This window comes from Streptomyces viridosporus T7A (genome assembly GCF_008704515.1).
In the GTDB taxonomy this organism is placed as follows: Bacteria; Actinomycetota; Actinomycetes; order Streptomycetales; family Streptomycetaceae; genus Streptomyces; species Streptomyces viridosporus.
This window is the reverse complement of record NZ_CP023700.1, coordinates 198,346-221,233: the sequence shown is the minus strand read 5'-3', so window position 1 is coordinate 221,233 and position 22,888 is coordinate 198,346. Positions and strand designations below refer to the sequence as shown.

Sequence of the window (22,888 nt, the reverse complement as noted above, 5' to 3'; positions counted from 1 at the left end):
CTGGGAGAAGCCGGCGTGAAGAGCGTGAGACCCCCATCGACGAAGAGGCACCCGATGACCATTGAAGACCTTCCGGCACTGCAGCCCGCCGGCCCGCTCGGGCCGTCACCGGTCCGCCCCCCGGGCAGCGTGCGCCGTACTTCGACGCTCGACACGCGGTGGCCCGGAGGATTCGGCACCGGGCTCCACATCGACGGGCGGGCCCGCGACCTCTACACCCCGGCCGACGGCCGGCCCCCGCTCGTCGTCGCCGAGGACCGGCTGCGCGTCCGATTCACACCGGCGAGCCGGGTGATCGAGGAGATCGAATCGACCCCGGCCAGGAGCGAACTGGCCCTCCTCACCGGCGCCCGCTGCGGCGGCGGATTCCGCACCCGGCTGGCGCAGGCCCTGCCGCGGGAACGGGACACCGGGACCTCGCTGTACCTCATGCTGGACGATCTCGCCGCGGTATCACTGATCGCAGACTTCGCCGAGACCCGGTGGCCGTTTGCCGGGCCCGGCACACACCGGGTCGCGGCGCGCCCGCAGGAAGGCGTCTGCACGGGATTCATGCCCGGATCCAGCGCCCTGAGCCCCGACCACGTCCGGAAAGGCGGCGACCGGACACGCCGGGTCGTACCGCTGCCGCACCCCGACGACCCGGCGGGCTGGCACGAACTGGCCGCACCCACCGAACCGTCGATGCGCCGGGCCCGGCGCATCGACGTCACACCGGGCGAGGTCATCGGCGTGGACGCGATGTTCCAGGACAGCGCGACGGTGCCCGAGGGCGGTAGGAGGGCTGTGCACGAATACCGGCTGCACGCCACAGCCCACGCACGCACCGGCGCCCTCCTCACCCTGCGGGCCGAGCCGCGCATCCTGCCCTACGACGAGTGCCCCCTGGCCGTGCTCAACCTGGACCGTCTGCTCGGGACACCCCTGGCGGATCTGCGCACCACAGTGCCCAGGGTGCTGCGCGGCACCGACGGGTGCACGCACCTCAACGACGCCCTGCGCGCGTTGGCCGAGGTGCCCACCCTGGTGGCCGCGCTGCACCGGAGCGCGCAGGAGTGAAGACGCCGGGACGGCAGCCGAGCACCCGGGAGGAACGGCCCGCCAGGAGCCTCGTCCCCGGAGGTACCCGACACCCCGGGCAGACCACGCAAGGCGAGGAGAGAGGTCCCAACGTGCACTCACTGCAGGGAAAGCTCGCCCTGGTCACCGGAGGAGCCAGCGGACTCGGGGCGGGCATCTGCCACCGCTTCGTCGACGCGAGGGCCTTCGTGGTGGTGGCCGATGTCGATGAGGAACGGGGCCGCGAGCTGGCCGAGGAACTCGGTGACACGGCGGTGTTCCGCGGCGTCGACGTCACCCGCGAGGAGGACATCGCCGCGGCGGTGACGGACACGGCGGCCACCCGGGGACGCCTGGACTGCCTGGTCAACAACGCCGGCCGGGTGGGGTCCTGGCGCTTCGCCGAGGACATCCCCGCCGACGAGTGGGACGAAGTCTTCCGGCTGCTGTGCCGCAGCGCCTTCCTCGGCATCAAGCACGCGTCCCGGGTCATGCGCGACCACGGCGACGGCAGCATTGTGAACACTGGCAGCGTCGCCAGCCTGAGAGCCGGTTACGGCCCCCACCCCTACGGCGCGGCCAAGGCCGCCGTTGTCCAGCTGACCCGCAGCAGCGCGGTGGAACTCGCCCCCACGGAATCCGGGTGAACGCGATAACGCCCGGCGCCGTGGCCACCCGCATCGTCGGCCACGGCGCCGGCCTCACGGGATCGGCCCTGGACGACAGCGTCGAACGGGTACGGGAGAACCTGCACGACTTCCAGCCGGTTCCCCGCAGCGGCGAGCCGCAGGACCTGGCCGCCGTGGCGGCCTTCCTCGCCTCCGACGCGTCGAGTTTCCTCACCGGACAGGAAATCGTCGTCGACGGCGGCCTGTCGCTGGGCAGGGCCTGGCCCCGGAGATCCAGGCACACGCGAGGAAGGCGTCGTCCCGGACCGCGCCATGAGCGCGGTCGGGGCGGCACGCATGCTGCTCCGATCGCGCCGCGACACCGGCCGGTGCCTGCGCCCCGGCACACCGTCTCGGCCCGTCCCTTACCCGGATTCCTGGGAACAGCCCGGACGACCGTGCTGTCCATCCCTGCCCCTCACAAGGAGGAAAACAACGTGAGCACACCAGACACAACGCCGCCCGCCCCCGCGAAGGCCCCCGCCAAGGACCCCTGGGACCTGCCCGACGTCTCCGGCCTCGTCGTCGGCGTGCTCGGCGGCACCGGGCCGCAGGGCAAGGGCCTGGCCCTCCGGTTCGCCCGGGCCGGCCAGAAGGTGATCATCGGTTCCCGCGCGGCCGAGCGCGCCCGGGCCGCGGCCGAGGAGATCGGGCACGGCGTCGAGGGCGCCGACAACGCCGAGGCCGCCCGCCGCAGCGACGTGGTGATCGTCGCCGTGCCCTGGGACGGCCACGCCAGGACGCTGGAGTCCCTGCGCGGGGAACTGGCCGGCAAGCTCGTCGTCGACTGCGTCAACCCGCTCGGCTTCGACAAGAAGGGCGCCTACGCGCTCAGGCCCGAGGAGGGCAGCGCCGCCGAGCAGGCCGCGGCGCTGCTGCCGGACTCCCGGGTCACCGCCGCCTTCCACCACCTGTCGGCCGTACTGCTCCAGGACCCGGAGATCGACGAGATCGACACCGACGTGATGGTGCTCGGCGAGGACCGCGCCGACGTGGAGATCGTCCAGGCGCTGGCCGGCCGCATCCCCGGCATGCGCGGCGTCTTCGCCGGGCGGCTGCGCGGCGCCCACCAGGTGGAGGCGCTGGTGGCCAACCTGATCTCGGTCAACCGCCGCTACAAGGCACACGCCGGGCTCCGCGTCACGGACGTATGACATCCCGGGCGGCCCCGCACCGGGCCGCCCGGCAGACGTGCCCTGGCCCCGCGATCCGGCTGTCCAGGCCGCGGGAGCGCCCGGCCACCGCATCGGTGGCGCGATGCTGCCCGGTTCCGTACCGCGCCGACCCGGGACGGGCCGAGGCCGTCCGGCACGCGCACCGCCGGCCGCCACCGCGGCCTTTGCGGTGACCTCGCGTTGGGTCTGCTCTGCGGAGTGTGCGGCTGCCGCGACGACGTCACTGCGTTCGGCGGCCTTCCCCCGTGATGGTAGACACGCGTTCGTGTGTCATGCGGCCAGCGTGAGCTTGGCCGTGTGGTGCTGGTGTTCGTAATCGTCGGGGCTGAGGCGCCCGTTGGCGGAGTGCCTGCGGCGGGTGTTATAGCGGGTCAGCCAACCGAAGACGGTCGTACTGCGGCGGCTTCACACCGGAGCCGGGATCGTCGTCGAACAGCCCCAGCCGGTGCGCGTCCAGCAGGATCGCCTTCGGTTTGTCGAACGCGTTCGCCTGCGCGGCCAGGCCGACGCCGTTGCGCTCTATGCCCGGGATGAAGGCTTCGACGACCTTACGGTCGAAGGTACTCGCCTGCCGGCTGCCCAGCAGCGGCAGCAGGCGGATGGCCGGCAGCGACTCCAGGTGCACCACCGAGGCCGGCCCCAGATCCCGCTGCCCGGCCTTCCCTGGGCGGCGAACTCCTCGAACCGCATCGCCCCGTACTTCGCGATCCGGCCCGCCTTCGCCTGCCCCCGCGGCGCCGCCTTCTGCGCCTCGTTGGAGACCTCGCGTATCTCGGTGCGGGTGCACCAGGGCATCGGGTAGCTGGCCCAGGTCCATTCCTCGTCCATGGCTTCCCGCAGCCGGGGGGTGATCTCGACGGTGATCCCGTCAGCCGCCAGGTGCTGGGCTGCCTTCTCGGCCCAGTACGGCTCCTCATGGTCGATGCGGACCAGCACCAGGACGTTCTTGGCCACGACGGTCCAGTCGGCGGCCTCCAGGCCCACGTGGGGGACGTGGGCCTGGGAGCCGGTCAGGACCGCGGTCACGGCGCTGGGATGAGTGGGGTGGGTGTCGAGGCGGACGTGGGCGTCGATGGAGGTGGTGGGTGGCACGGTGGGTGTCATCTCTCCTGCCGGTGGCCGGACCTTCGGGTCCGGCCACCGGCGTACTCGGGGCGCTATCGGGTTGCTCGGGCCGCGCGGGTTGCGCGGACGGCCGTGGTGGTCGGCGGGCCGGCGCGAGTGGTGGGCGCCGGTCGCGGTCGCTGCGGCTGCACCAGTCCGGTGGCGTGCTGCCAGCGAGTCCGTGTCGCGCCGAGGTCGGCGAGGGCTCGGCGGGCGCCGACGACGAGTTGGAACGGTGTTGTCGCCGGGTCGGCGGCGTACGCATCGATGCGCCGTCCGGTGTGGGCGGCGGTGGCCAGGAGGGCGCGCTGGAGGGCGCGCTCGCCCCAGTGCTCAGCGGAACCGGCTGGTTCGGCGAGGATGCGGAGCACCTCGCCCGGTTCGCTCCCGTCGTCCAGCAGGCCACGCTGTTGGGCTTCCCACAGGACGGTGACGGGATCGACGGGATCGCGGCGGCGCGCGAGGGCGGAGAGGCACTGCCACAATCCGGCGTGCAGGGGATGGGTGAAGTCCCCCGGGGTCAGCCAGCGCATCGACTCGATGCCTGCAGGGTGGGCAGTCGCGGTTGCGAGCAACAGTTGCTCCTCCTCGACCGCCTGGTCATGGTCGGGTACCGGCGTCGGCGGTGGTGGTGTGGTGCGGGGTAGGGCGCCGGCGCGTGGAGGAAAGCGGGCGGCGATGTCGTCCACGACGGCGGCGAGAGCGTCGGCCTCGGCGAGCACCGTGTGGACGGGGTGCGGGAGGGATGTGTCGCGCACGGTCTGGACCAGGCGCTCGGCGGTAGCCCGTAGGCAGCGGCGGGCGTGCTCGGCCTCGACCATCCGTGCGTATGCCGGCGCGTGCCGGGGCCACGGGCAGACCTGGATCAGGGTGTGCAGGTAGGAGGCGGTCAGTCCACGCGCCTCGTCGCGGGCGGCGGCGAGCACCTGGTCGAGCCACTTTGTGTTCCTCGCGTGCTCGACCGGGTCGGGGGCTGGCAGGGCGCTGATCGCGGCGAACAGGGCGGCGTGCGCGGCGGTGGAGAACGAGCCTGCGGCGATCCCGGTCACACTGCTGAGACGCTGCGGATCGAGAAGAAGAGCACCGAGGAGGGCCTGCTCGACGTGGAACACCGGTTGCGGTGGCGGGATGGAATCGAGTTGGTCTTCGTCGAGATCGGAGGTGCGGGTCATCAGGCAGCCAGAGTGAAGTCGTCGGGGTCGAGGGCGACGCCGAGGTGCGGGGCGAGTAGGTGGCCGGCGAGCAGCGGGGGGACGGCGTTGCCGATCTGGCTGAAGGTTTGGCCCTTGTTACCGGCCCAGGGGTAGTCGGCGGGAAAGGTCTGGAGGAGCCCGGCCTCGCGGGCAGTGATCCGGATCGGCTCGGGGACGGCCCGGGACACCGTGTCCTCTCGCTGGGCGGTGGGAGGTTCGGCGATCCAGGTGCATTCGTTCGCGCGGTGCCCGAAGAACAGGGTCCCCGCCGGCTCCTCGATGGACCTGACGGTGGCGTTGGCCTGGTTGTTGCTCCGCAGGGACCAAGCCCAGCGGTGCGCCTCGGAGGCGAAGGTGGGCGCCGGCCGGTCAGCGTCCCTGCTTTCCCGGGTGTCGTGTCGGGCGGCCCAGCCTGTTCCTTCCCGGCGGGACTGTAGGACGCCCCCGTCCGGCCGCGGTGTCCAGGCGCCGCGGTCACGGGCGCTGACGAGGGACTTCCGGGAGCCGGACGGAAACGGCTCGGGTCCGCCACCGGGTCCGCCTCCGGCACAGACGGTGGGGACGGTGCGGTCGGTGGCACCCCAGCCCAGGGCCTCGGCCATGCTGACCCAGCGGGCGCGACCCGGACCGAACAGGCTCTCGGGCTCAGCGGCTTGGGCATGCGTCGGTGTAGGCGGCTGGGCCGTGCGGACGCGGGAGGCGAGAAGGATCGCTCGCCTTCTCGTCTGAGGCACCCCGTAGTCGGCCGCATTCAGGTTCCCGCACCACACGGAGAAGCCCCAGCGACGTAGCACGGCCGCGTACTGCTTCCACAGAGGCAGGACGTCCGGCACTTCCTCCATGGCGACCCACTTCGGCTCGCCGACCGTGTTCAGGGCGTGCAGGTAGCGCATGGGCTCGGCGGCCAGCAGGGAACGCTCGTCCCGGCAGGCGGCCAGCAGCCGTTCGCGGGTGTCGCGTCCAGCGGCGAGATTTTCGACCGCCTCGTGTACGAGCGGCTGGTCCACAAGGCCCAGGCGCTTGCCGGCCATGCTCCACGCCTGGCACGGCGGGGATGCGATCAGCCCGCGTGTCCGGCCGACCCATGGCCACGTCGGATACATCGCCACGTCGGTCCGGATCGTCAATTGCCCTGCGGCCACTCGGGTTTTGCAGGCCCACTTGTCCCATTCCAGGCCGACGTCCCGCACACCGAGCACGGTCAGTGCCCGGCTCCATCCGCCCGGTCCCGCGAAGAGGTCGAGGATCAAGAGGCCAGCCCGAGGTCGTCCTGCGTCAGCGCGTCCGCGCCCCCGCGGCATGCCCAGGGCGAGCATCCATCAGTCACGCCGTGCTCCAGCTTGTACGTGTCGGTCAGCTCGCCTTGGAGGGCGGCACGTTCGGCGGCGTTGGCGCGGGCGTTCCCCTTTCGGATGGCGGCGTCGAATGCGACGACGTCCTGCCATTCTTCGGGGCTCGTGTCGCGGATGTGGCGCCATTGTGCGCTGCCGTGGAAGGGACAAGTTATTGAGAGCCGAGACAGAATTGAGACCTTTCTGGTCGTGCTGACGGGTGCGTTGTCTGTAGGGGATGAGCGCGTGGCTGTGATCGCCTGATCTGGGGTGTTGTCGCCGTGGGCTTGCGCTGTCTGACGTCGGAAGTGGCGCGGGAGCAGACGGCGGGGCAAGTTGCGGCTAGAGTCCGTAGGGCACGGCCAGCTTGGCTGGCTGCGACGGGAATGGGTCCGACGTCCCTTTCGGGCGTGGTTGCCACGGAAGCTGGCGCTGCGTCAATCGCGATAACTTCACACGCGGCTTGTACGTCGGCAGGGCCTCAGTTGATCATCCGTCTTCAGGGTGGTCGACCTGAGACACCTGCCATCCTGCATGCGGTTTGCCCTCAGCTCGGCCGCCCTCCATCCACGGGAGGTACCCGAGCGTGGAACTGCAGATCGTCCTAGCGATTCTGGGCGCGGCTGGCGTTGTGTCCGCTTTTCTGTTCGCTTTGAAGGGCCTGCTCGACCAGATTCCGGATGTGATCCGTTCGTGGCGCCGCGTCGTAGACGAAGCTCGCCGCTCCCACTCTGATCACGATCCAGGGCCGGAGGGACAGGGCCCGCCGTCTGCTGGCATCGATCGATCGCGATGAGGGATTCGATGGGGTGGCAGCAGGCAGGCGGTGCGGTCGTGGTGGGCACGGGCGGCGAATCCGACGTCGGTCAGCAGGCGGTCGGCGCCCGGGCAGCCAGCGGTTGAGGACGAGGAAGGTGTATCCCTCGTCGGCGGACCCGATGACGACGTGGTGGTCCGTGAGAGCCATGGGGATCCGGTGGTGGGGGCGAGGCGCTGTGATCAGGTCGCAGGGCCGAAGTCGTCCTGCGCGGGGGCGTGCTTGGCGACGGCGCGGGTGGTGATGGCCTTCGAGGCGCGGGCGGAGGCCGCCGACAGTTCGTCGGCGTCGGGCTCCAGGTACCAGGGGCGCAGGTCGAGCATGGCGGCGCGCATGCCGGTGGCGAAGCACAGGGCGGTGCCCTTGGGCAGGGCGCGGATGGCGTCGGCGGGCAGGATCCGCTCCTGCCGCATCGACACCGAGGTGGACTTGCCGGACTCGGAGTGGGAGGTGGAGGTGGTCTCGACGTCGTGGTCGCCGATCAGCCGGGACAGCTTGTCGGCGAAGTCCGGGTCGTCGATGCCGGAGCCGATGACTGAACCGTTCCGGGTTCGATAGGGACTCGATCATTTGAGAGGATCGAGTCATGGCACGCCCTTCCCCGTACCCGCTTGAGCTGCGCCGTCGTGCGGTGCGGATGGTCGCCGAGGTGCGGCCGGAGTACGACACCGAGTGGGCCGCGATGAAAGCGGTCGCCCAGAAACTGGGCATCGGTACGACCGAGACGCTGCGGAAGTGGGTGCGGCAGGACCAGGTCGACGCCGGCGTGCGGCCCGGCGTGACCACCGAGGAGTCGGCCGAGCTGAAGCGGCTGAAGAAGGAGAACGCAGAGCTGAAGCGGGCCAACGAAATCCTGAAGGCCGCGGCGAGTTTCTTCGCGTCAATGACAGTCTCTGGGACACGGGCCTACGGGTGGTGACACAGTGACAGGAACCGGCGGGGCTGGCTCGTTTCTTTGCTGCCCCGGCAACGGTGGCTTGTCGGCGATGTGCCGCCCCGCTGGCCCAGGTCTCCGCCCCGGAGTGGCCTGATAGGAGCGTGCCGCGCGAGCCCGATTGAGGCGTGCCCCCGTGGTGGAGACACCGGTCAGTTCTCCACGGGCCTGGGGAGGTTCCCTTGCACGTTGTCGGCATCGACGGTCACAAGAAGACGCACACGCTGGTCGCGGTCGACCAGTTGGGACGCAGGGCGGACGACATCACGGTCGCTGCCACACCGGCAGGTCATGCTCAGGCGCTCAAGTGGGTCGCCCGGTTCGGGCAGGTGGTGCTCGCCATCGAGGACTGCCGCCATCTGACCCGCAGGTTCGAGGCCGATCTGCTCCTGGCCGGCCACGCCGTGGTGCGGGTGCACACACGGCTCATGGCTGGGGCCCGTCGCTCGGCCCGGGAACGGGGGAAGTCGGACCCGATCGACGCCGAGGCGGTCGCGCGGGTGGCGCTGCGTGAACCTGACCTGCCCCGCGCCAGCCTCGCTGGACCCGCTCGGGATGTGAAGCTGCTCGTCGACCACCGTCGTCGGCTGGTGCGGAGCCGTACCGCCGCGGCGAACAAGCTGCGCTGGTTCCTGCACGAGATCGACCCAGAGCTTCCCGTGCCGTCGCGGGGGTTACGCCGTCTGTGCGTGTTCGATCTGCTGGATGCCGAGCTCGACGGCCACCAGGGCGTGGTCGCGGAGATCGCTCGCGACCTTGTCGGTGAGTGCCGCAGGCTGACCGTGCAGATCAATGGACTGGAAGTGCGGCTGCGCAGGCTGGTGGAAGCGTTGGCCCCCTCGCTGCTGGACATCCCTGGATGCGGCGTGATCAGCGCCGCCGTCATCATCGGCGAGGCGGCTGGTGCCTCGAGGTTCAAGTCGAAGGACGCGTTCGCGCACTTCACTGGCACGGCCCCGATCCCCGTCTGGTCCTCGAACAAGGTCCGCGTCCGCCTCAACCGGGGAGGGAACCGGTCCATCAACCATGCACTGCACATGATCGCGGTCACCCAGGTCCGGCGGGGTGGGGAAGGCGCTGAATACTTCGCCAAGCAGCTGGCCCGGGGCAAGACGCCCAAGGAGGCCGTGCGCCTGTTGCGGCGCCGTGTCTCCGACCGCGTCTTCCGGGCCCTGATCGCCGATGAGTCCGACACTCAGCCTGCCGCGTCCCCGGCCGACCTGCGGCTGTCCGTTGCGGCTTGACATAGGAGCATCGCCGAGCTCGACCGGCCACACACGCGCTCGTAGCCTTCATCGACGAGCACCGGGACCGCTTCGCCGGTGTCGAGCCGATCTGCCGCGTGCTGAGCGCACACGACTGCAAGATCGCCCCCTCCACCTACTACGCCCACCGCAAACGCCGGACCACGCCGTCCGCCAGGACCGTGCGGGACGCCGAACTGAAGGAGCGGATCAGCAAGGTCTTCGAGGCCAACTACCGTGTCTACGGGGCGAGGAAGATCTGGCGTGAGCTGAACCGGCAGGGCCACCGTGTGGCCCGCTGCACCGTCGAACGCCTGATGCGCGAGCTCGGCATCGCCGGAGCGGTCCGTGGCAAACGCGTGATCACCACGCTGCCCGGCGGGCAGGTCGAGCGGGCCCCGGACCTTCTGGACCGCGACTTCGTCGCCGGCGCCCCGAACCGCTGCTGGGTCGCGGACTTCACCCACGTGAAAACCTGGGCCGGTGTCGTCTACGTCGCCTTCGTCGTGGACACCTTCTCCCGCCGGATCGTCGGCTGGTCCGCAGCCACCGTGAAGGAAACGGTCTTCGTGCTGGACGCCCTGGAGATGGCACTGTGGCAACGCGACCGCGAACAACACCCCGTTCGGCCGGGCGAGTTGATACACCACTCGGATGCCGGGTCGCAATACACGAGTTTCCGGCTCGCCGACCACCTGGACGCCGCCGGCATCGCCGCCTCCATCGGATCGGTCGGCGACGCCTACGACAACGCCCTGATGGAGAGCACGATCGGCCTGTTCAAGACCGAGCTGATCAAGCCCCGGCGACCATGGAAGACGCTGTCCGACGTCGAGCTTGCCACCGCCGAGTACGTCGACTGGTACAACCACCGGCGACTCCACGGTGAGATAGGCCACGTCCCACCGGTCGAATACGAGAACAACCACTACCTCGCAACCACGAAATCCCAGGTCACACCCAACGTCTGAGATCTCTACCGAACCCGGAACGGTTCATCTGCCAGGGTAGGGACTTGAGCTGATTGCGCAGCTTCTTCTGATTCCCTTTGACGATCACGATGTAGTGGACGTCGCGGCCGACGAGGTACTCGGCGTGCTCGCGCTGAGTGTGCATGGCGTCGCTGGTCACAACAGTGCCAGCCAGATCGGAGAGGGCGTCCAGCAAGGGTTGGAAGCAGGTGATCTCGTTCGTCTTGTCCCCGACGTCCAGCTGGGCGAGGATCAGGCGGCTGGTGTGGTCGAGCGCCGCCAGCAGGTGGATTTTGCGGCCGCCGGCTTTCGCGGCACCGCGCAGGCTCTTGCCGTCAACTGCCACCGCCCGCCTGGCCTTCGAGCCTGGATGGATACGGCGGTCGGCGAGCCACGCGCCCACCGCCCGGTCGAGTGCATCGGCATCGAGGCGGGCCAGGGTGCGGCGGATAGTCGTCTCGCACGGCACCGGCCGGGTGCCGCTCAGCGGGCAGCGTCGCGCACCGAGACGGTCCAGGACCGCCCCCCGGGGCATCGGCGGCCCACTCGCTGATCGCCAGCAGCGAGTTCGCGCCGGTCAGCACTGCGCAGGCGGCCAACGCCAGCACGTACACCAGGCCATGGCGCAGACCGCGCGGCTTGCGGGGATCGGGAACCTCGGCCAACCGGGTCAGCAGCCCGGGCAGTTCGTCCCCAGTGATGTCAGGCTGATCGCAGAGTTGGTCGAGGACGGGCGGGAACGGAGAAGATGCGACGGCAGGCACGGTCTTCCACTCGGATCACGGGGCGTCGAGAACTCCATGATCTTGGAAGCCGTGTCTGGCACGTTTCCCGACCCCGTCGAACTGACAGAACATCACGCACCGGACGTCAAGCGACTACGCCAAAGCCCTGCATTGAGGGTGCCCGCGATCAGCCCCACCCGCCAGTCGCCTACTGCGGTCCCGCTGGTGAGGGCCTCCGGGGGTAATGGTCATTCGTCTGGGTGGTGATTGGTCCCTGAGCGGCTTTCGTTGCGCTGAATGGGGGACGCGCCCTCTAGCGTGCAGGCGTGACGACTTCGATCAACCCACCTCGTGAGGCAGAGCAGCCGTTTATGTGCCCGGACGTGAGCGGGATACGCGTGGTGGTCACGGGGGCCACGGGGTTCGTGGGCCGTCGATTGTGCCGCCGGATTGTTGAGGGCGGTGGCCGGGTGACGGCGCTGGTGCGGCCGCAGTCCGATCGCCGGGTGCTGGACGGCTGTCCGGTCGACGTCGCCGTAGTGGATCTGCTCACCGGTTCGGGAGTCGCGGAGGCTGTCTCGGGCGCGGATGTGGTGGTTCATCTGGCGGCCGCGGTGCGGGCTGCGTCACGTGCCGAGTTCCGACTGGCCAACACCGTTTCGACGGGCGTGCTGGCGGGCGTGCTGGCTTCCTCGGATGTGCCGCCGCGGCTGGTGGTGTGTTCGTCGCTGGCGGCTGCTGGTCCCGCGCCTGCCCCGGGGCGGGCGCGGCGTGAGGAGGACCGGGCCGGCCCGGTGTCGTGGTACGGAGCCAGCAAGCTGGCCGGGGAGCAGGCAGCACGGCGGTTCGCCGGACAGGTGCCGACCGTGATCGTGCGCCCTCCGATCGTGTACGGGCCGTTGGATGTGGCGTTCGTACCGAGTCTCGCCGCGATGGCCCGTACACGGGTGGCGGTGCGGCCCTGCCCGGCGGCCCGCGTCTACTCGGTGCTGCACGTGGACGATCTGTGCGCCGGGCTGATCGCCGCGGGATTGCATGGGCGTACCGCTGGTCCGGGCGAGTCCCACAGCGGTGTCTATCAGTTGTCCGACGGGGTTGAGTACACCCTGGCTGACTTGGTGCGGACGGCTGGTGCGCTATTGGGCTGTGGCAGGCCGTTGGTGCTGCCCGTGCCGTCGGTTGTGGTCCGGGCGGCGGGGATGGTGAGTGAGGCGGCCGGGCGGTTGCGGGGCGGGGTGCCGGTGTTCAACCGGGACAAGGCGCGCGAGGCGGTGGCCGGCTCGTGGACTGCCAGCGCGGACCGCGCGTACAGGGATTTCGGGTTCCGGGCCCGGGTGGGGCTCGAGGACGGGCTACGAGAGGCTTTCAAGGTGATGCTTCATGGCTGAGACCACCGAGCTGGCGCCAGCACCTGTCGGCTCGCCGTCGCTCCACGCGGCATGGAGGGGGCTGGGGCAGCTGGCGGTCGCGGTCATCGGTATGTCCGGGTTGCGCGTGGACCACCCGGAACGCCGTGTGCTCCGTACTGCGGTGTGGGCGTGTGTGGTGGCTGCCGGTTTCGCCGCCGAGCAGCAGTTCCGCGCGGCTGCGGGCAGTGGTGCGGTGCGATGGGCAGCGGTCGGGTACGCGGTGGTGATCGCGGTTCTGTACTACGGCGGGCTGATCGCTGTGCTGGACACGGCGGTTGCTCGCCGCTTCACCCATGCCGTGGGTGAGGCACGGGCGGTGCAAAGATTCGACTTCGTGCTGGGGCTGCTGTTTCTGCAGCAAGGCTTGTGCCAGGGGTTGCTGATGGCAGCCTTCCCCGGCCAGTTGCCCGAGGTGGGCGTCGATGGTCTGTGGGTGGTGCTGGGCGTGGTGTTGGCCATCGTGGGCTTCGGCACGAAGCTGTGGGCGACCTGGCTGACCGGCCTGAACACCTACTATTGCCGGGACATGTTCCTGGGCCGGGCGGACGCGACGGACGGCTTCGTGGTCCGCGGCCCGTACCGCTGGCTGCGCAACCCGATGTACGGGGTCGGCAATCTGCACGGCTACGGCGTGGCGCTGTGCTACCGGTCGGTGGCCGGGCTGGTGTGCGTGGCCGTGTTCCAGGTGCTGATCTACGTGTTCTACCTCGTGCGGGAGAAGCCGTTCATCGTCCGTACCTACCTCGGCGGCACTCCCGCCTGAAATGCTGTGGGGGCCGCCCCGTTGGCCGGGCGGCCCCTCACACAAGTGTCTGCTTTGCTTCGGTGCACACCGGGTGCGGGTCACGATCCACGCAGGATGAGTGCGGCGTTGGCTCCTCCGAAGCCGCACGCGGTAGTCAGAATGGTGCGCAGGCGGGCGGGTCTGGGGGCTTTGCGGACGATGTCGAGGTCGATGGCGTCGTCCTGGTTGTCGAGGTTGGCCGTGGGTGGGATGGCCTGGTGCCGCAGGGCCAGCAGGGCGCAGGCGGCCTGGATGGCCGACGCCGCACCCAGTGAGTGCCCGAGCAGGCTTTTCAGGGCCGTGACCGGCGGCGGCGTGGAAGAGAAGACGTGGCTCAGGGCGCGGGCCTCGGCAAGATCTCCGGCCCGCGTGGAGGCTGCGTGAGCACTGACATGATCGATGTCGCCGGGCGTCAAGGCCGCATCGGCCAGGGCTGTCCTGATGGCCTGCTGCAGGCCGCGCCCGTCGGGGTGGGAGTTGACAGGGTGGTGGACGTCGGCGGAGGCGCCGTACCCGGCGACGACACCGTGTGCGGTTGCACCGCGGGCGCGAGCGTGGTTGCCCCGTTCGAGGACCAGGACTGCCGCTCCCTCACTCAGGACGAAGCCGTCGCGGTCGCGGTCGAAGGAGCGGGAGGCCCCCGACGGCTCGTGCCGGCGGGTAGAAAGGGCACCCAAGCGGGCGAAGGTGATGGCGCTGAGGGGGAGCGGCCGGATTCCGCACCGCTGGCCAGGACGATGTCGCAGGTGCCGGAGCGGATGAGGCCGCGGGCGATGCCGATGGCGTGAGCGCCTGAGGCACAGGCGCTGGAGACGGTGAAGTTGGGGCCTCGGTAGTCGAGGTGAGCTGCTACTTCTCCGGCTGCCATGCTGGGCACGCTCTGTGGCAGAGCCAGTGGGGACACCAGGTGGTGTTCACCGGCCTGAAGGACTTCGAAGACCCTTCCGTATCCCATGAGGCTGTTGGAGCCGACGCCGAGGACGACGCCGATGCGGGTGGGTTCGGCGGATCCAGGTGCGAGGCCGGCGTCCTGGGCGGCCTCCTGTGCGGCGGCGAGCGCGAAGTGGATGAAGGCGTCGGTGCGCCGCACGGTCCGTCGCGGGAGGTGGTCACATGCGTCGAAGTTCTGGACGGGGCAGGAGAGGCCCACCGGTAACCCGGTCAGGAGCGGATCCTGAGCAGTAGTGACGGACCGCCCCGAACACAGGCCCCGCCATGTCGAGTCGGAGCCGACACCGGCCGGTGTGATCAGCCCGATTCCCGTGACGGCGATGTCGACGGTCACAGCGCACCCGTGACGGACGGAGCAGCCTCGGCGCCGGAGGACTGCTCGGCCAGTACATGTACGAAGTCGGCGATCGTGGTCGCGGGCGTGAGGTCCAGGTCGGCCTCCTGGTCGACTCCGTGGCGCTCGGTGAGAACGACGGCGAATTCGACCAGGAGCAGGGAGTCCATTTCAACGTCCAGCAGGGTGGTCTGCGGGGTGATTTCGTCCTCGTCCATTCCCGTGATTTCGGCGAGGATCGACACGACGTTGTCATACGTCAGCGGCACGGGTGGCTTCCAGGGCGGGGTGGGCATGGGCGGCGAGGCATGAGCACGGCTCGCTGTGGCGCACACAGCGCGCGTACAGGCGGTGGCGTCTGTGGATGGTGGCGCCGGCGGCGGCCAGCGGCTTGTTGGCGGCCTGGTTGTCCTCCAGGACCCAGGACACGTCGAGCTCGTTCCAGCCCCGCGTGAGGGCGCTGGCGACTGCATCGGTGACCAGGGCGAGCGTGGCTCCTTGGGCACGGCTGTCTTCGCGGACTCCCAGGGCCATCACGCGGCCCCGGGTGATGGCGTGCCGGCCCTGCCACACGCGCCAGGCTCCGACCGGCCAGCCGTAGCGGGTCAGGCGTCCCCGAGCGGGCGCCAGGGCCTGGTTGAAATCGGGCAGCAGGATGCTGAAGCCGACGGGGGTTCCCGCGTGCTCGACGATGCGGACGCCGGTGGGGGCGAGCAGCCGGATCTGCCGTGCCAGGTAGGTGAACTCCGCGTCGGTCACCGGCGCGAAGCCCCAGTTGTCCTGCCAGCACGCGTGATACAGCTCCCGTACGAGAACGGACTCGCTGCTGAAGCGGCGCCAGTTTGCTGCTCGTACCGTCAGGCCGCCCTTGCGCCGCGGCATGTCGCGGTAGCCGGCCCACCGCTTGAGCTTGGGGTTGGTCGGGGACAGCCGCCACGACAGCAGTTCCTTGACCGGGGTGAAGCCGCCCGCGGCGAACAGGTCCGGGTAGTAGGGAGGGTTGTAGGGCATGCCGATGCGGGGGGCGTCGTCGAAGCCGTCGACGAGCAGGCCGCACTCGTGGTGCATGTTCGGGTTCATCGGGCCCATCACGGTCTGCACGTCCCGCTCCCGCAGCCAGGCCACCGCCTGCTCCCACAGGGCGCGCGCCACGGCAGGGTCTTCGGTGCACTCGAAGAAGCCCACGTAGCCTTGGCGTTGGCGGGCTGGTCCGTCCGGGCCGATGATGGCCGCGACCCGGCCCACAGGCGCCCGTCCGCGGCGCGCCAGGAAGTAGCTCACGTCGCTCTGGCGCAGGTAGGGGTTACGACGCGGGTTGAGGAACTGCCGCCGTTCCACTTCCAGCGGGGCGACCCAGTGCGGGTGCGCCCGGTACAGCTGGTAGGGCAGCCTGATGAAGTCATCCATCTCGGCGCGGCTGCGGACCATCACGATGTCGGCAGCGCCTTGCGGGGGCCGCGGAGCGCGCATCAGGCGGGACACGGGATCGGCGCCGCCGCCACGCCAGTGGTGTCGACGGTCGGCACGAGTTGGCCCACGACCTCCAGGATGTGGTCGATGTGTGCCTCGGTGTGGGCTGCGGTGACGGACAGGCGCAGCAGGGACTGTCCCGTCGGGGCGGCCGGCGGCAGGAACGGCGCAGCAAACACACCGGCCTCCAGCATCACCCGCCAGGTGTGCAGGCACTGGTCGGCGTCGCCGGCCGGGAGCGTGACGATGGGGCTGGCCCAGTTGGGACGGTCGTACCCCACCTCGGCCAGTCCGTCGTGCAGACGGTCCGCCAGGCGTGCCAGGACGGCGCGCTGTTCGGGCTCGTCCCGGATGATGCGCAGCGCCCTGAGTGCCGCTGCGGCGGTCGGTGGTGGCATGGACGCCGAGTACATGGTGGCCCTCCCGAGCAAGCGGCAGTGCTCGATGAGTTCGGTGCTTCCGGCGAGGTATCCGCCACCGGCCCCGAACGCCTTGGAGAAGGTCCCGGACAGTACGTCGATGTCCTGCTCGCAGCCGAGGTGCTCACCGGCTCCGCGCCCCGACGGTCCCAGGATGCCGATGTCGTGAGCCCCGTCGACGATGAGCATCCCCCCATGACGTCCGGCGAGATCGGCGATCTCCGGCAGTACAGCCAGTTCCCCGCCCAGCGAGAACGCCCCCTCGGTCAGGACCACTGGCGACAGGCCCTGTCCCGAAGCCTCCTCCAGCAGCCGCGCCAGGTGGTCAGGCGCGTTGTGCCGGAACCGGCGGTACTTGGCGGGGCCGAGCCGCAACGCATCGACGAGAGAGGCATGGATGTGCCGGTCGGCGATGACTGCACGGTCCTCGCCGAAGAGGCAGGCCAGGGTGAGATTTGCCTGGTATCCCGTGGTGGACAGCAGCACCGCCGGTCGGTGCAGGAAGTCTGCGAGTTCCTCAGCCAGTTGCGCGTGCACCGACCAGGTGCCGATCACCACGGGGGACCCGGAGCAGGAGGCGCCCAGCTCGCGCGCCGCAGCAGCCGCCGCCTCGCGCACCCGTGGATCCGCCGCCAGGCCGAGGTAGTCACCGGAGGCCGCGTTGATCACACGCAAGCCCTCGACGAAGACTTCTCCCGGACCCGGCTGCCCCGTGATCCGGCGGAAAAACGGATAACCACCTGTTTGCCGGGCCCTGTTGAGGGCGGCCAAGGTAGCGGCCGGTCCACTCACATCTGACATCGCTTACCTGCCCTGTCACGGTGCACTCCAAGATCGCGGCAACTGTAGCCCATTGGAGTCATGCGATGACAAGTTGTAATTGTGAGTGTCTCCTGTACGGATACCTGACACTCAACGCAAGGATGCACGAGGTCCCTTGACCACATCTGATCAGCGGAAACCGTCCCAGCGCCGAGGGCCTCACCATGCGCTGGCACCTGCCCGCGCGGTGCGGGGAGGGCCCTCTCTCCCCGCACAGCTATCACCCGTTCGGACCACATCGCTTGTCGTCCGCCGATCCCATCCCCACCACCTGGCAGGCAGGCCGCTCCTGAGGGCTGTGGAGAAGGTGACCCTCGGGTACCTCTTCGTAGCTGCCACGGCGGTGGTCCTGGGCCACGAGGCCGTACCGCATGCCGCGTGGCTGACGGGGGCTTACGCGGCCCTGGCCGGGTTCGTCCTCGCCTGCGCCGCGGCACACCGCCACTGGGCATCGCCGGCCCTGGCAAACGTGCGCGCCCTGTACCCGCTGGCCTGCGCTCCGCTGCTGTTCTCCGCGTCCGGCCCTCAGTCGCTCGCCCTGCACGGCCGCCTGCTCGACGACACCATGCTGGTCTGGGAACAGCACCTGTTCGGCGCCCACCCCAACCTCCTGCTCGGCGCTCTCGCCTCCCGCCCTCTCACCGAGGCCCTCAGCCTCAGCTACAGCTCCTACTACCTGTACTTCGTGCTGCCCCCGGCCTACTTCCTCGCCAAAGGCATGCACCAGGCCCTGTACCGCTACGTCCTCGCCCTGTGCCTCGCCCACTACCTGTGCTTCCTCGGCTTCATGCTGCTGCCCCTCGCCGGCCCTATCGCCGCGCTCGCCCCGGCGTTCACCCCCGACCACTTACACGGCTACCTCGCCCAGCCCCTCCAGGCGCAACTGATGGCGAGCGCCGACCCGCCCGGCACCTGCTTCCCCTCCTCCCACGTCGCCGGCGCCTGGGCAGCGGCGCTCTCAATCCGGGCCGCCTCCGTACCGCGCCCCGCGAAACGGCTGATGATCGCGGCCACCGCGCTGATCACCGTGTCCGTGGTGTACTGCCGCTACCACTACGTCCTCGACGCTGCCGCGGGAATGGCCACCGCCGCACTGGCCGTCTTCCTCACCAGGCGGCTCACCCGCCGCGACAGCAACTGACCGCCGCACCGCAGAGTTCAGTGAGCCGCAGGCGCCTCCGCGGAACTCTCAGCCACCGTGTCCTGCCCGTGCTGCGGGACATTCGCTCCCTGCGTGGCGGGTCGTTTGACCCATGCCGGGGCCCACCAGTTGGCTCGCCCGGTCAGCTGCATGAAGGCCGGCACCAGGATGCCGCGCACCAGCGTGGCATCGACCAGGACCGCCACCCCCAGTCCCACGCCCATCATCTTCAGCGTCGTGATGCCAGAACTCGCCAGTCCGGCCATGCTGACGGCGAAGACCACGGCGGCCACGGTGATGAGCCGGCCCGTGCGGGCGATGCCCTCGACGATCGCGTCCCGGTGATCCCCGCCGGCGTCGTAGTGCTCCTTGACCCGGGCCAGCAGAAACACCTCGTAGTCCAACGACAGCGCGAACGCGATCGCACACAGCAGCGGCGGAATCGTCATATCCAAGAAGCCCGTGGTCGTGAAGTCGCCGACCAGCCACCGCAGATGGCCCTCCTGGAAGATGTAGACCATGCTGCCCAGGCTGGCCGTCAGGCTCAGCGCCGCCAGGGCGACGGCCTTCAGCGGAATCAGCACCGACCGGGTGTAGAGCAGCAGCGCAGCGAGTGTCGTGGCCGACATCAGCAGTACGGCCCAGGGCACACGATCGGCCAGAGCCGCCTTCGCATCAACATGACGGGCGGGCGAACCCCCCACCCAGCGCGGTCCGGGCGGGGGAAGCTCCCGCACCCGCTCCACCAGGCGTGCGGCCGCCGCCGACTGCGGATCCAGCCCCGTCGACGCCTTCAACCACACCGCCGTCGCACTGTCCGATACCGCCTCGACGACGGCGGTGCGACGGCGGTCGTGGTAGCGGCCCGTCGGAGCGGTGACCTGGACGACGCCCGGCAGCGCACTGATACGTCGCGCGTACTGGTCGACCTCGCGGTCGCCGGGGACCGGGGTCAGTACGACGATGAGATCGCGGTCGGGCTGAGCAGGGAAATCGGTGCGGAGGCGTTCGGTGAACTGCCGGGCCTGTGAGCCGGCGGGGAGCGCACGTTCGTCGGTGAACCCCCACTGGGCCTGGCCGAACGGCCACACCAGCGCGGCCATCAGCACCGCGCAACAGGCCCCCCACAGCCACGGTGACCCGGTCACCCACCGGACGAGCCGCCGCCAGGCCGGACTCGACGCCGCCCGGCGATGCCTGATCCGGGAGCCCAGCATCGCCAGCAGCGCCGGCACCAGGACGACGGTCGCCGTCGCCGCCAGCAGTACCACCGCGATCCCGGCCACGGCCATCGACCGCAGCCACGGGAACGGGAACACCCACAGCGCCGAGAACGCCAGTGCCACCACGCCGGCAGAGACAAGCACGCTGCGACCCGCGGTCCGGGCCGCCCTGACCGCGGCATCCGGCACTGCCAGCCCTCGCGCGCCCTCCTCACGAAAGCGCGTCACGACCAGCAGGGCATAGTCCACGGCCAGCCCGAAGCCCAAGGTAGCCGCGATATTCAGCGAGATTGCCGACACCTCCGTCACACCACCCAGCAGGCGCAAAAACGTCCACGATCCCGCCACCGCCAACGCTCCCACCAGGAGTGGAAACAGTGCCGCCAGCAGGGAGCCGAAAGCGAAGACCAAGCACCCGAAGACCACCGGGGCCACCACCAGTTCCGCCCGCACAAGGTCCCTTTCGCCCTGCTCCGCCGCCTGGATCCCGGCCCAGACCCGACCTCCGGCCGACACCCGCAGCGCGCCCTGCCGACCCGTCACCCGGGGCACGAGCCGCGACGCGGCACGCGCCTGCGCCGCCTCATCACCCTCCAGCGCGACACCGATGAGCGCCGACCGCCCATCGTTCGCCCGCAGGGCGGGCGAACGCGACGTCCAGTACGCCTCCACCGCGGCCACTCCCGGTTGAGCAGCAACCCGCCGCGCCAGCGCCGCCCCGTCCGAACACGCCCGTGCCGAATCGACCGAGTCCTCCGACCTGACCCGTAGCACCAGCCCCGGGTCAGCCCCCCTGAACTTCCGCAACAGTCCATCAGCGTGCGCGGACTCCGTTCCCACGGAGTTGTATCCCCCCGTCGACAGGGAAGCCGTGGTGCCAAGCATCGCCACGCACACCACAGCCGCAGTGCAGAGCACCGCCGCCCACACCGTGCGCGCGGGATTCCTGACACTGTGACAGGCCAGCAAGGACAGCCATCCGCCCCCGTCTACACCCACGCCCACCTCCGGTCCGCCCGGCCCCGTTCCATCGTGACTCGGTGCACAGCCATCCCGTGGCCCGCTGGCATCACGGTCATCACACGCAGACCTGGAGGTCACAGAAGTTCCCCCGCGCCGTACACAAGTCCCAACGCAGAAGCGGAGAAAGCGGTCGTGTTTCCGGGGGCGGAATGAGCGGCAACCGGATTGACCAATACGGTGAGCGCGTCGCCAACGGCGCGGGGGAGACACACGAGCGGGATTCCTCTCGAAGATCACGGACAAGTCGGCGATCTTCGTATCGGGCACTGTCTCCGTCTGTACGGGGTTTGACTGTTGACTCACCCTCCCGGGCGGCAAATCACATGATCGGCGGGGAGGGTTCAACCAGCATGCCTCCGCGGCGTGCGACACGCTCTGGCCCTCGCGCTGACCGCGTGTGCGGTTCTGGCCGAGCAACCTCCTTGACGTTCGCTGAGGGTGCTTCCCAGCTGCGGACGGCACCGCGCCTCGCACCATGGCCACCTGGCACACTCTCGCCATCGGCGCCCTCCGCCTGACTGGCAAGACGAACATCGCCTCCGCGCTGCGGCACAACGCCCGCCACGCCCGCCTTCCCCGGACTCATATGATCACGAAACGGGCACCATGCGACTACGCCGAAGCCCTGGGGGCCTGGCGCCGCAGCCACTGCGGCAGCACGTGCTCACGGCTGCCCGCCTTCTCCCCGCAGAACACGCAGGTGTTGGCCATGTCGACTCCCCCCGGAGGTCTGGATGAGGGGAGAAGCGTATCGACGGCACCCCGAGGGAGGGGAGCATTTCGGTGCAGGGCCGTGGGCGTCGGCGGAGTGATGGTCGCTTTCCCCGCCGGGCCCCGCCACGCGCTCTTTACCAGTCGCGGTCGAGGTCCCCGGTTTCTGTGTCGAGTAGCCCTGGGAGCGTCGAGTCGGCGCTGAGGCCGGCCCGCAAGAGCCAGTCGTACGTCTGGATCTCAATCCGGTCGTTCGCGGAATGGCGATCCCGGATTTCGCGGGCGCTGTCCGTCACGTCCTCCCGGCCCATGATGATGAGCCCGCGTGCATCCACGGTGATGCCCGGGAGCGTAGCCCGGGCGGGCAGGAGGTTGACCTTCAGCCACTCGCGCCAGTCCTGGATCTGGTCGATGGCATGGCGCAGCGTGGGCGACTCACGCTGGTTTCCAGGGTTGGTAAGCCGCTCGGTGGGGCTTTCCAGTTCGACGAGGTGCCAGCGAAGGCCCGCCGAGGTCCGACTGGCGATGAGGAAGTCCGAGACGTACCTATCGCCCAGACGGACCTGCGGGCGGACCCAGATTCCGTGGTGGCCGGCGATCACGTTGGCCAGGAGGGCTGGGTGGTTCTCGAGGACGACCTGCATGGGCCGTTCCTCGGTGGCGTTGTCCATCGCCTCGTGGAGGGCTCGGCAGTCCACCAATGACGGGCGCCGAGGGACCTTCCACCTGTCGAGCAGGGCCAGCTCGCGGTGGGTAACGCGCTCGGGGTGCCGGTCCTCGGCGGTGGCTTCCTCGCGTGCCTTGGCGAGCAGATCGTCGTGGTCGGCGTCGCCCGGCTTCGCCAGGTGCTTGACGGTATGGGGCCACGCTCGGCGTCCGAGACCACCGCGGAAGTTCAACCGACCGCTCAGGCTGATCGAGCTGATCTGCCCGTATCGATCCTCATCGGGCTTTCTCCTCTTCACGGTGACGGCGATATCGCCCACCTCGGGGCGCAGCCGTTCGAGATGGTGGACCGTGCGCCGCGCCCAGGCGACTTCCAGCCATGCGTTCAGCACGTCGCGGCTTCCTATCTCCTCCTGGACCGGGATGTGAAGACCGGTCTCGGCGGCCACGCTGGCGAGGTAGTCGTACTCAGGCTCGTCGATGCCCGGATGCTCCCGCAGGCGCAGTGGCTTCGCGAGTTGGGCGCGTAGGAGGGCGCCGGCCACCGGGGTGGGGGTATTGGCGGCCATGGGAATCACCAGCGCGTCCGAGAGGGCGAGCTGCTCCGCCGTCGGTCCTGCGAACAGATGGCCGAGTCCGTCCGCGACCAGTTGCCAGTTTGTCTCAGTCACCGGGTGTCAGGTCCTTCATCTCGGAGGGATGGCCCTGGTTGTG

General features: G+C 69.9%; 17 protein-coding genes and 5 pseudogenes. 10 read left to right on the top strand and 12 right to left on the bottom strand.

Going from position 1 to position 22,888, the window contains the following annotated elements:
• Nucleotides 1-54: 54 nt before the first annotated feature.
• From CP969_RS01185 to npdG, 3 genes and pseudogenes are all read left to right on the top strand, one after another.
• Nucleotides 55-1,059, top strand: coding sequence for a DUF2889 domain-containing protein (locus CP969_RS01185; RefSeq protein WP_016828309.1), 1,005 nt, complete (start codon nucleotides 55-57; stop codon nucleotides 1,057-1,059).
• Nucleotides 975-1,876 (top strand): annotated as a pseudogene (locus CP969_RS34510) (SDR family NAD(P)-dependent oxidoreductase); the annotation flags it as partial. The gene CP969_RS01185 and the pseudogene CP969_RS34510, both read left to right, overlap by 85 nt.
• A 288-nt stretch (nucleotides 1,877-2,164) precedes the next feature.
• A complete protein-coding gene (gene npdG / locus CP969_RS01175; RefSeq protein ID WP_026085607.1) occupies nucleotides 2,165-2,881 on the top strand; it encodes an NADPH-dependent F420 reductase in 717 nt (238 codons plus the stop codon).
• Between the two features lie 762 nt (nucleotides 2,882-3,643).
• Here the strand turns inward: npdG and CP969_RS33055 are convergent.
• The 3 genes and pseudogenes from CP969_RS33055 to CP969_RS01160 all read right to left on the bottom strand — a co-directional run.
• Nucleotides 3,644-4,006, bottom strand: a pseudogene (locus CP969_RS33055) (DUF317 domain-containing protein); the annotation flags it as partial.
• A 53-nt stretch (nucleotides 4,007-4,059) separates the two neighbouring features.
• A complete protein-coding gene (locus CP969_RS01165) occupies nucleotides 4,060-5,178 on the bottom strand; it encodes a DnaB-like helicase N-terminal domain-containing protein (protein ID WP_016828315.1) in 1,119 nt (372 codons plus the stop codon).
• Entirely contained in the window at nucleotides 5,178-6,449 is a 1,272-nt protein-coding gene (locus CP969_RS01160; RefSeq protein WP_026085561.1) for a DNA cytosine methyltransferase, read from the bottom strand. Before CP969_RS01160 ends, CP969_RS01165 begins: the two co-directional genes overlap by 1 nt.
• A 667-nt stretch (nucleotides 6,450-7,116) precedes the next feature.
• Here CP969_RS01160 and CP969_RS01150 point away from each other — a divergent pair.
• Nucleotides 7,117-7,326: a hypothetical protein gene (locus CP969_RS01150; RefSeq protein ID WP_078495492.1), complete on the top strand. Its 210-nt coding sequence runs from the start codon at nucleotides 7,117-7,119 to the stop codon at nucleotides 7,324-7,326.
• A 203-nt stretch (nucleotides 7,327-7,529) separates the two neighbouring features.
• Here the strand turns inward: CP969_RS01150 and CP969_RS01145 are convergent.
• Nucleotides 7,530-7,883, bottom strand: a pseudogene (locus CP969_RS01145) (TraM recognition domain-containing protein); the annotation flags it as partial.
• Between the two features lie 50 nt (nucleotides 7,884-7,933).
• Between CP969_RS01145 and CP969_RS01140 the strand changes: the two are divergent.
• The 3 genes and pseudogenes from CP969_RS01140 to CP969_RS01130 form a co-directional block, all read left to right on the top strand.
• Nucleotides 7,934-8,221, top strand: a pseudogene (locus CP969_RS01140) (transposase); the annotation flags it as partial.
• A 242-nt stretch (nucleotides 8,222-8,463) separates the two neighbouring features.
• Nucleotides 8,464-9,525, top strand: coding sequence for an IS110 family RNA-guided transposase (locus tag CP969_RS01135; protein ID WP_016828320.1), 1,062 nt, complete (start codon nucleotides 8,464-8,466; stop codon nucleotides 9,523-9,525).
• A gap of 44 nt (nucleotides 9,526-9,569) precedes the next feature.
• Nucleotides 9,570-10,496 (top strand): annotated as a pseudogene (locus CP969_RS01130) (IS3 family transposase); the annotation flags it as partial.
• Here CP969_RS01130 and CP969_RS01125 read toward each other — a convergent pair.
• On the bottom strand, nucleotides 10,480-11,031 hold the full coding sequence (locus tag CP969_RS01125; protein ID WP_078495493.1) for an ISAs1 family transposase: 552 nt from the start codon (nucleotides 11,029-11,031) through the stop codon (nucleotides 10,480-10,482). The pseudogene CP969_RS01130 and the gene CP969_RS01125 overlap by 17 nt on opposite strands.
• Before the next feature lie 516 nt (nucleotides 11,032-11,547).
• On the opposite strand from CP969_RS01125, the gene CP969_RS01120 reads away from it, so the two are divergent.
• Nucleotides 11,548-12,609, top strand: coding sequence for an NAD-dependent epimerase/dehydratase family protein (locus CP969_RS01120; RefSeq protein ID WP_223887016.1), 1,062 nt, complete (start codon nucleotides 11,548-11,550; stop codon nucleotides 12,607-12,609).
• Entirely contained in the window at nucleotides 12,602-13,393 is a 792-nt protein-coding gene (locus CP969_RS01115) for a PEMT/PEM2 family methyltransferase (RefSeq protein WP_016828324.1), read from the top strand. Before CP969_RS01120 ends, CP969_RS01115 begins: the two co-directional genes overlap by 8 nt.
• 80 nt (nucleotides 13,394-13,473) lie before the next feature.
• On the opposite strand, the gene CP969_RS34390 is transcribed toward CP969_RS01115, so the two are convergent.
• The 5 genes from CP969_RS34390 to CP969_RS01095 are packed head-to-tail and all read right to left on the bottom strand — an operon-like array spanning nucleotide 13,474 to nucleotide 17,257.
• Nucleotides 13,474-14,091, bottom strand: coding sequence for a beta-ketoacyl-[acyl-carrier-protein] synthase family protein (locus CP969_RS34390; protein WP_317984008.1), 618 nt, complete (start codon nucleotides 14,089-14,091; stop codon nucleotides 13,474-13,476).
• On the bottom strand, nucleotides 14,010-14,699 hold the full coding sequence (locus CP969_RS34385; RefSeq protein ID WP_317984007.1) for a beta-ketoacyl synthase N-terminal-like domain-containing protein: 690 nt from the start codon (nucleotides 14,697-14,699) through the stop codon (nucleotides 14,010-14,012). The genes CP969_RS34390 and CP969_RS34385 overlap by 82 nt, the downstream gene beginning before the upstream one ends.
• Complete coding sequence (locus CP969_RS01105) at nucleotides 14,696-14,968, bottom strand: acyl carrier protein (protein WP_016828328.1); 273 nt, start codon at nucleotides 14,966-14,968, stop codon at nucleotides 14,696-14,698. The genes CP969_RS34385 and CP969_RS01105 overlap by 4 nt, the downstream gene beginning before the upstream one ends.
• Nucleotides 14,952-16,127, bottom strand: a complete 1,176-nt coding sequence (locus tag CP969_RS01100) for a GNAT family N-acetyltransferase (protein ID WP_016828329.1) — start codon at nucleotides 16,125-16,127, stop codon at nucleotides 14,952-14,954. The genes CP969_RS01105 and CP969_RS01100 overlap by 17 nt, the downstream gene beginning before the upstream one ends.
• Nucleotides 16,128-16,168: 41 nt before the next feature.
• On the bottom strand, nucleotides 16,169-17,257 hold the full coding sequence (locus CP969_RS01095; RefSeq protein WP_016828330.1) for an aminotransferase class I/II-fold pyridoxal phosphate-dependent enzyme: 1,089 nt from the start codon (nucleotides 17,255-17,257) through the stop codon (nucleotides 16,169-16,171).
• A 451-nt stretch (nucleotides 17,258-17,708) separates the two neighbouring features.
• On the opposite strand from CP969_RS01095, the gene CP969_RS01090 reads away from it, so the two are divergent.
• Nucleotides 17,709-18,551, top strand: a complete 843-nt coding sequence (locus tag CP969_RS01090; RefSeq protein ID WP_016828331.1) for a phosphatase PAP2 family protein — start codon at nucleotides 17,709-17,711, stop codon at nucleotides 18,549-18,551.
• A 17-nt stretch (nucleotides 18,552-18,568) separates the two neighbouring features.
• Here the strand turns inward: CP969_RS01090 and CP969_RS01085 are convergent, their stop codons facing one another.
• Together CP969_RS01085 and CP969_RS01075 are read right to left on the bottom strand one after the other, a co-directional pair.
• Nucleotides 18,569-20,446, bottom strand: a complete 1,878-nt coding sequence (locus CP969_RS01085; RefSeq protein ID WP_171817518.1) for an MMPL family transporter — start codon at nucleotides 20,444-20,446, stop codon at nucleotides 18,569-18,571.
• Nucleotides 20,447-21,645: 1,199 nt separating this feature from the next.
• Entirely contained in the window at nucleotides 21,646-22,845 is a 1,200-nt protein-coding gene (locus CP969_RS01075; protein WP_016828333.1) for a Shedu anti-phage system protein SduA domain-containing protein, read from the bottom strand.
• Nucleotides 22,846-22,888 lie beyond the last annotated feature (43 nt).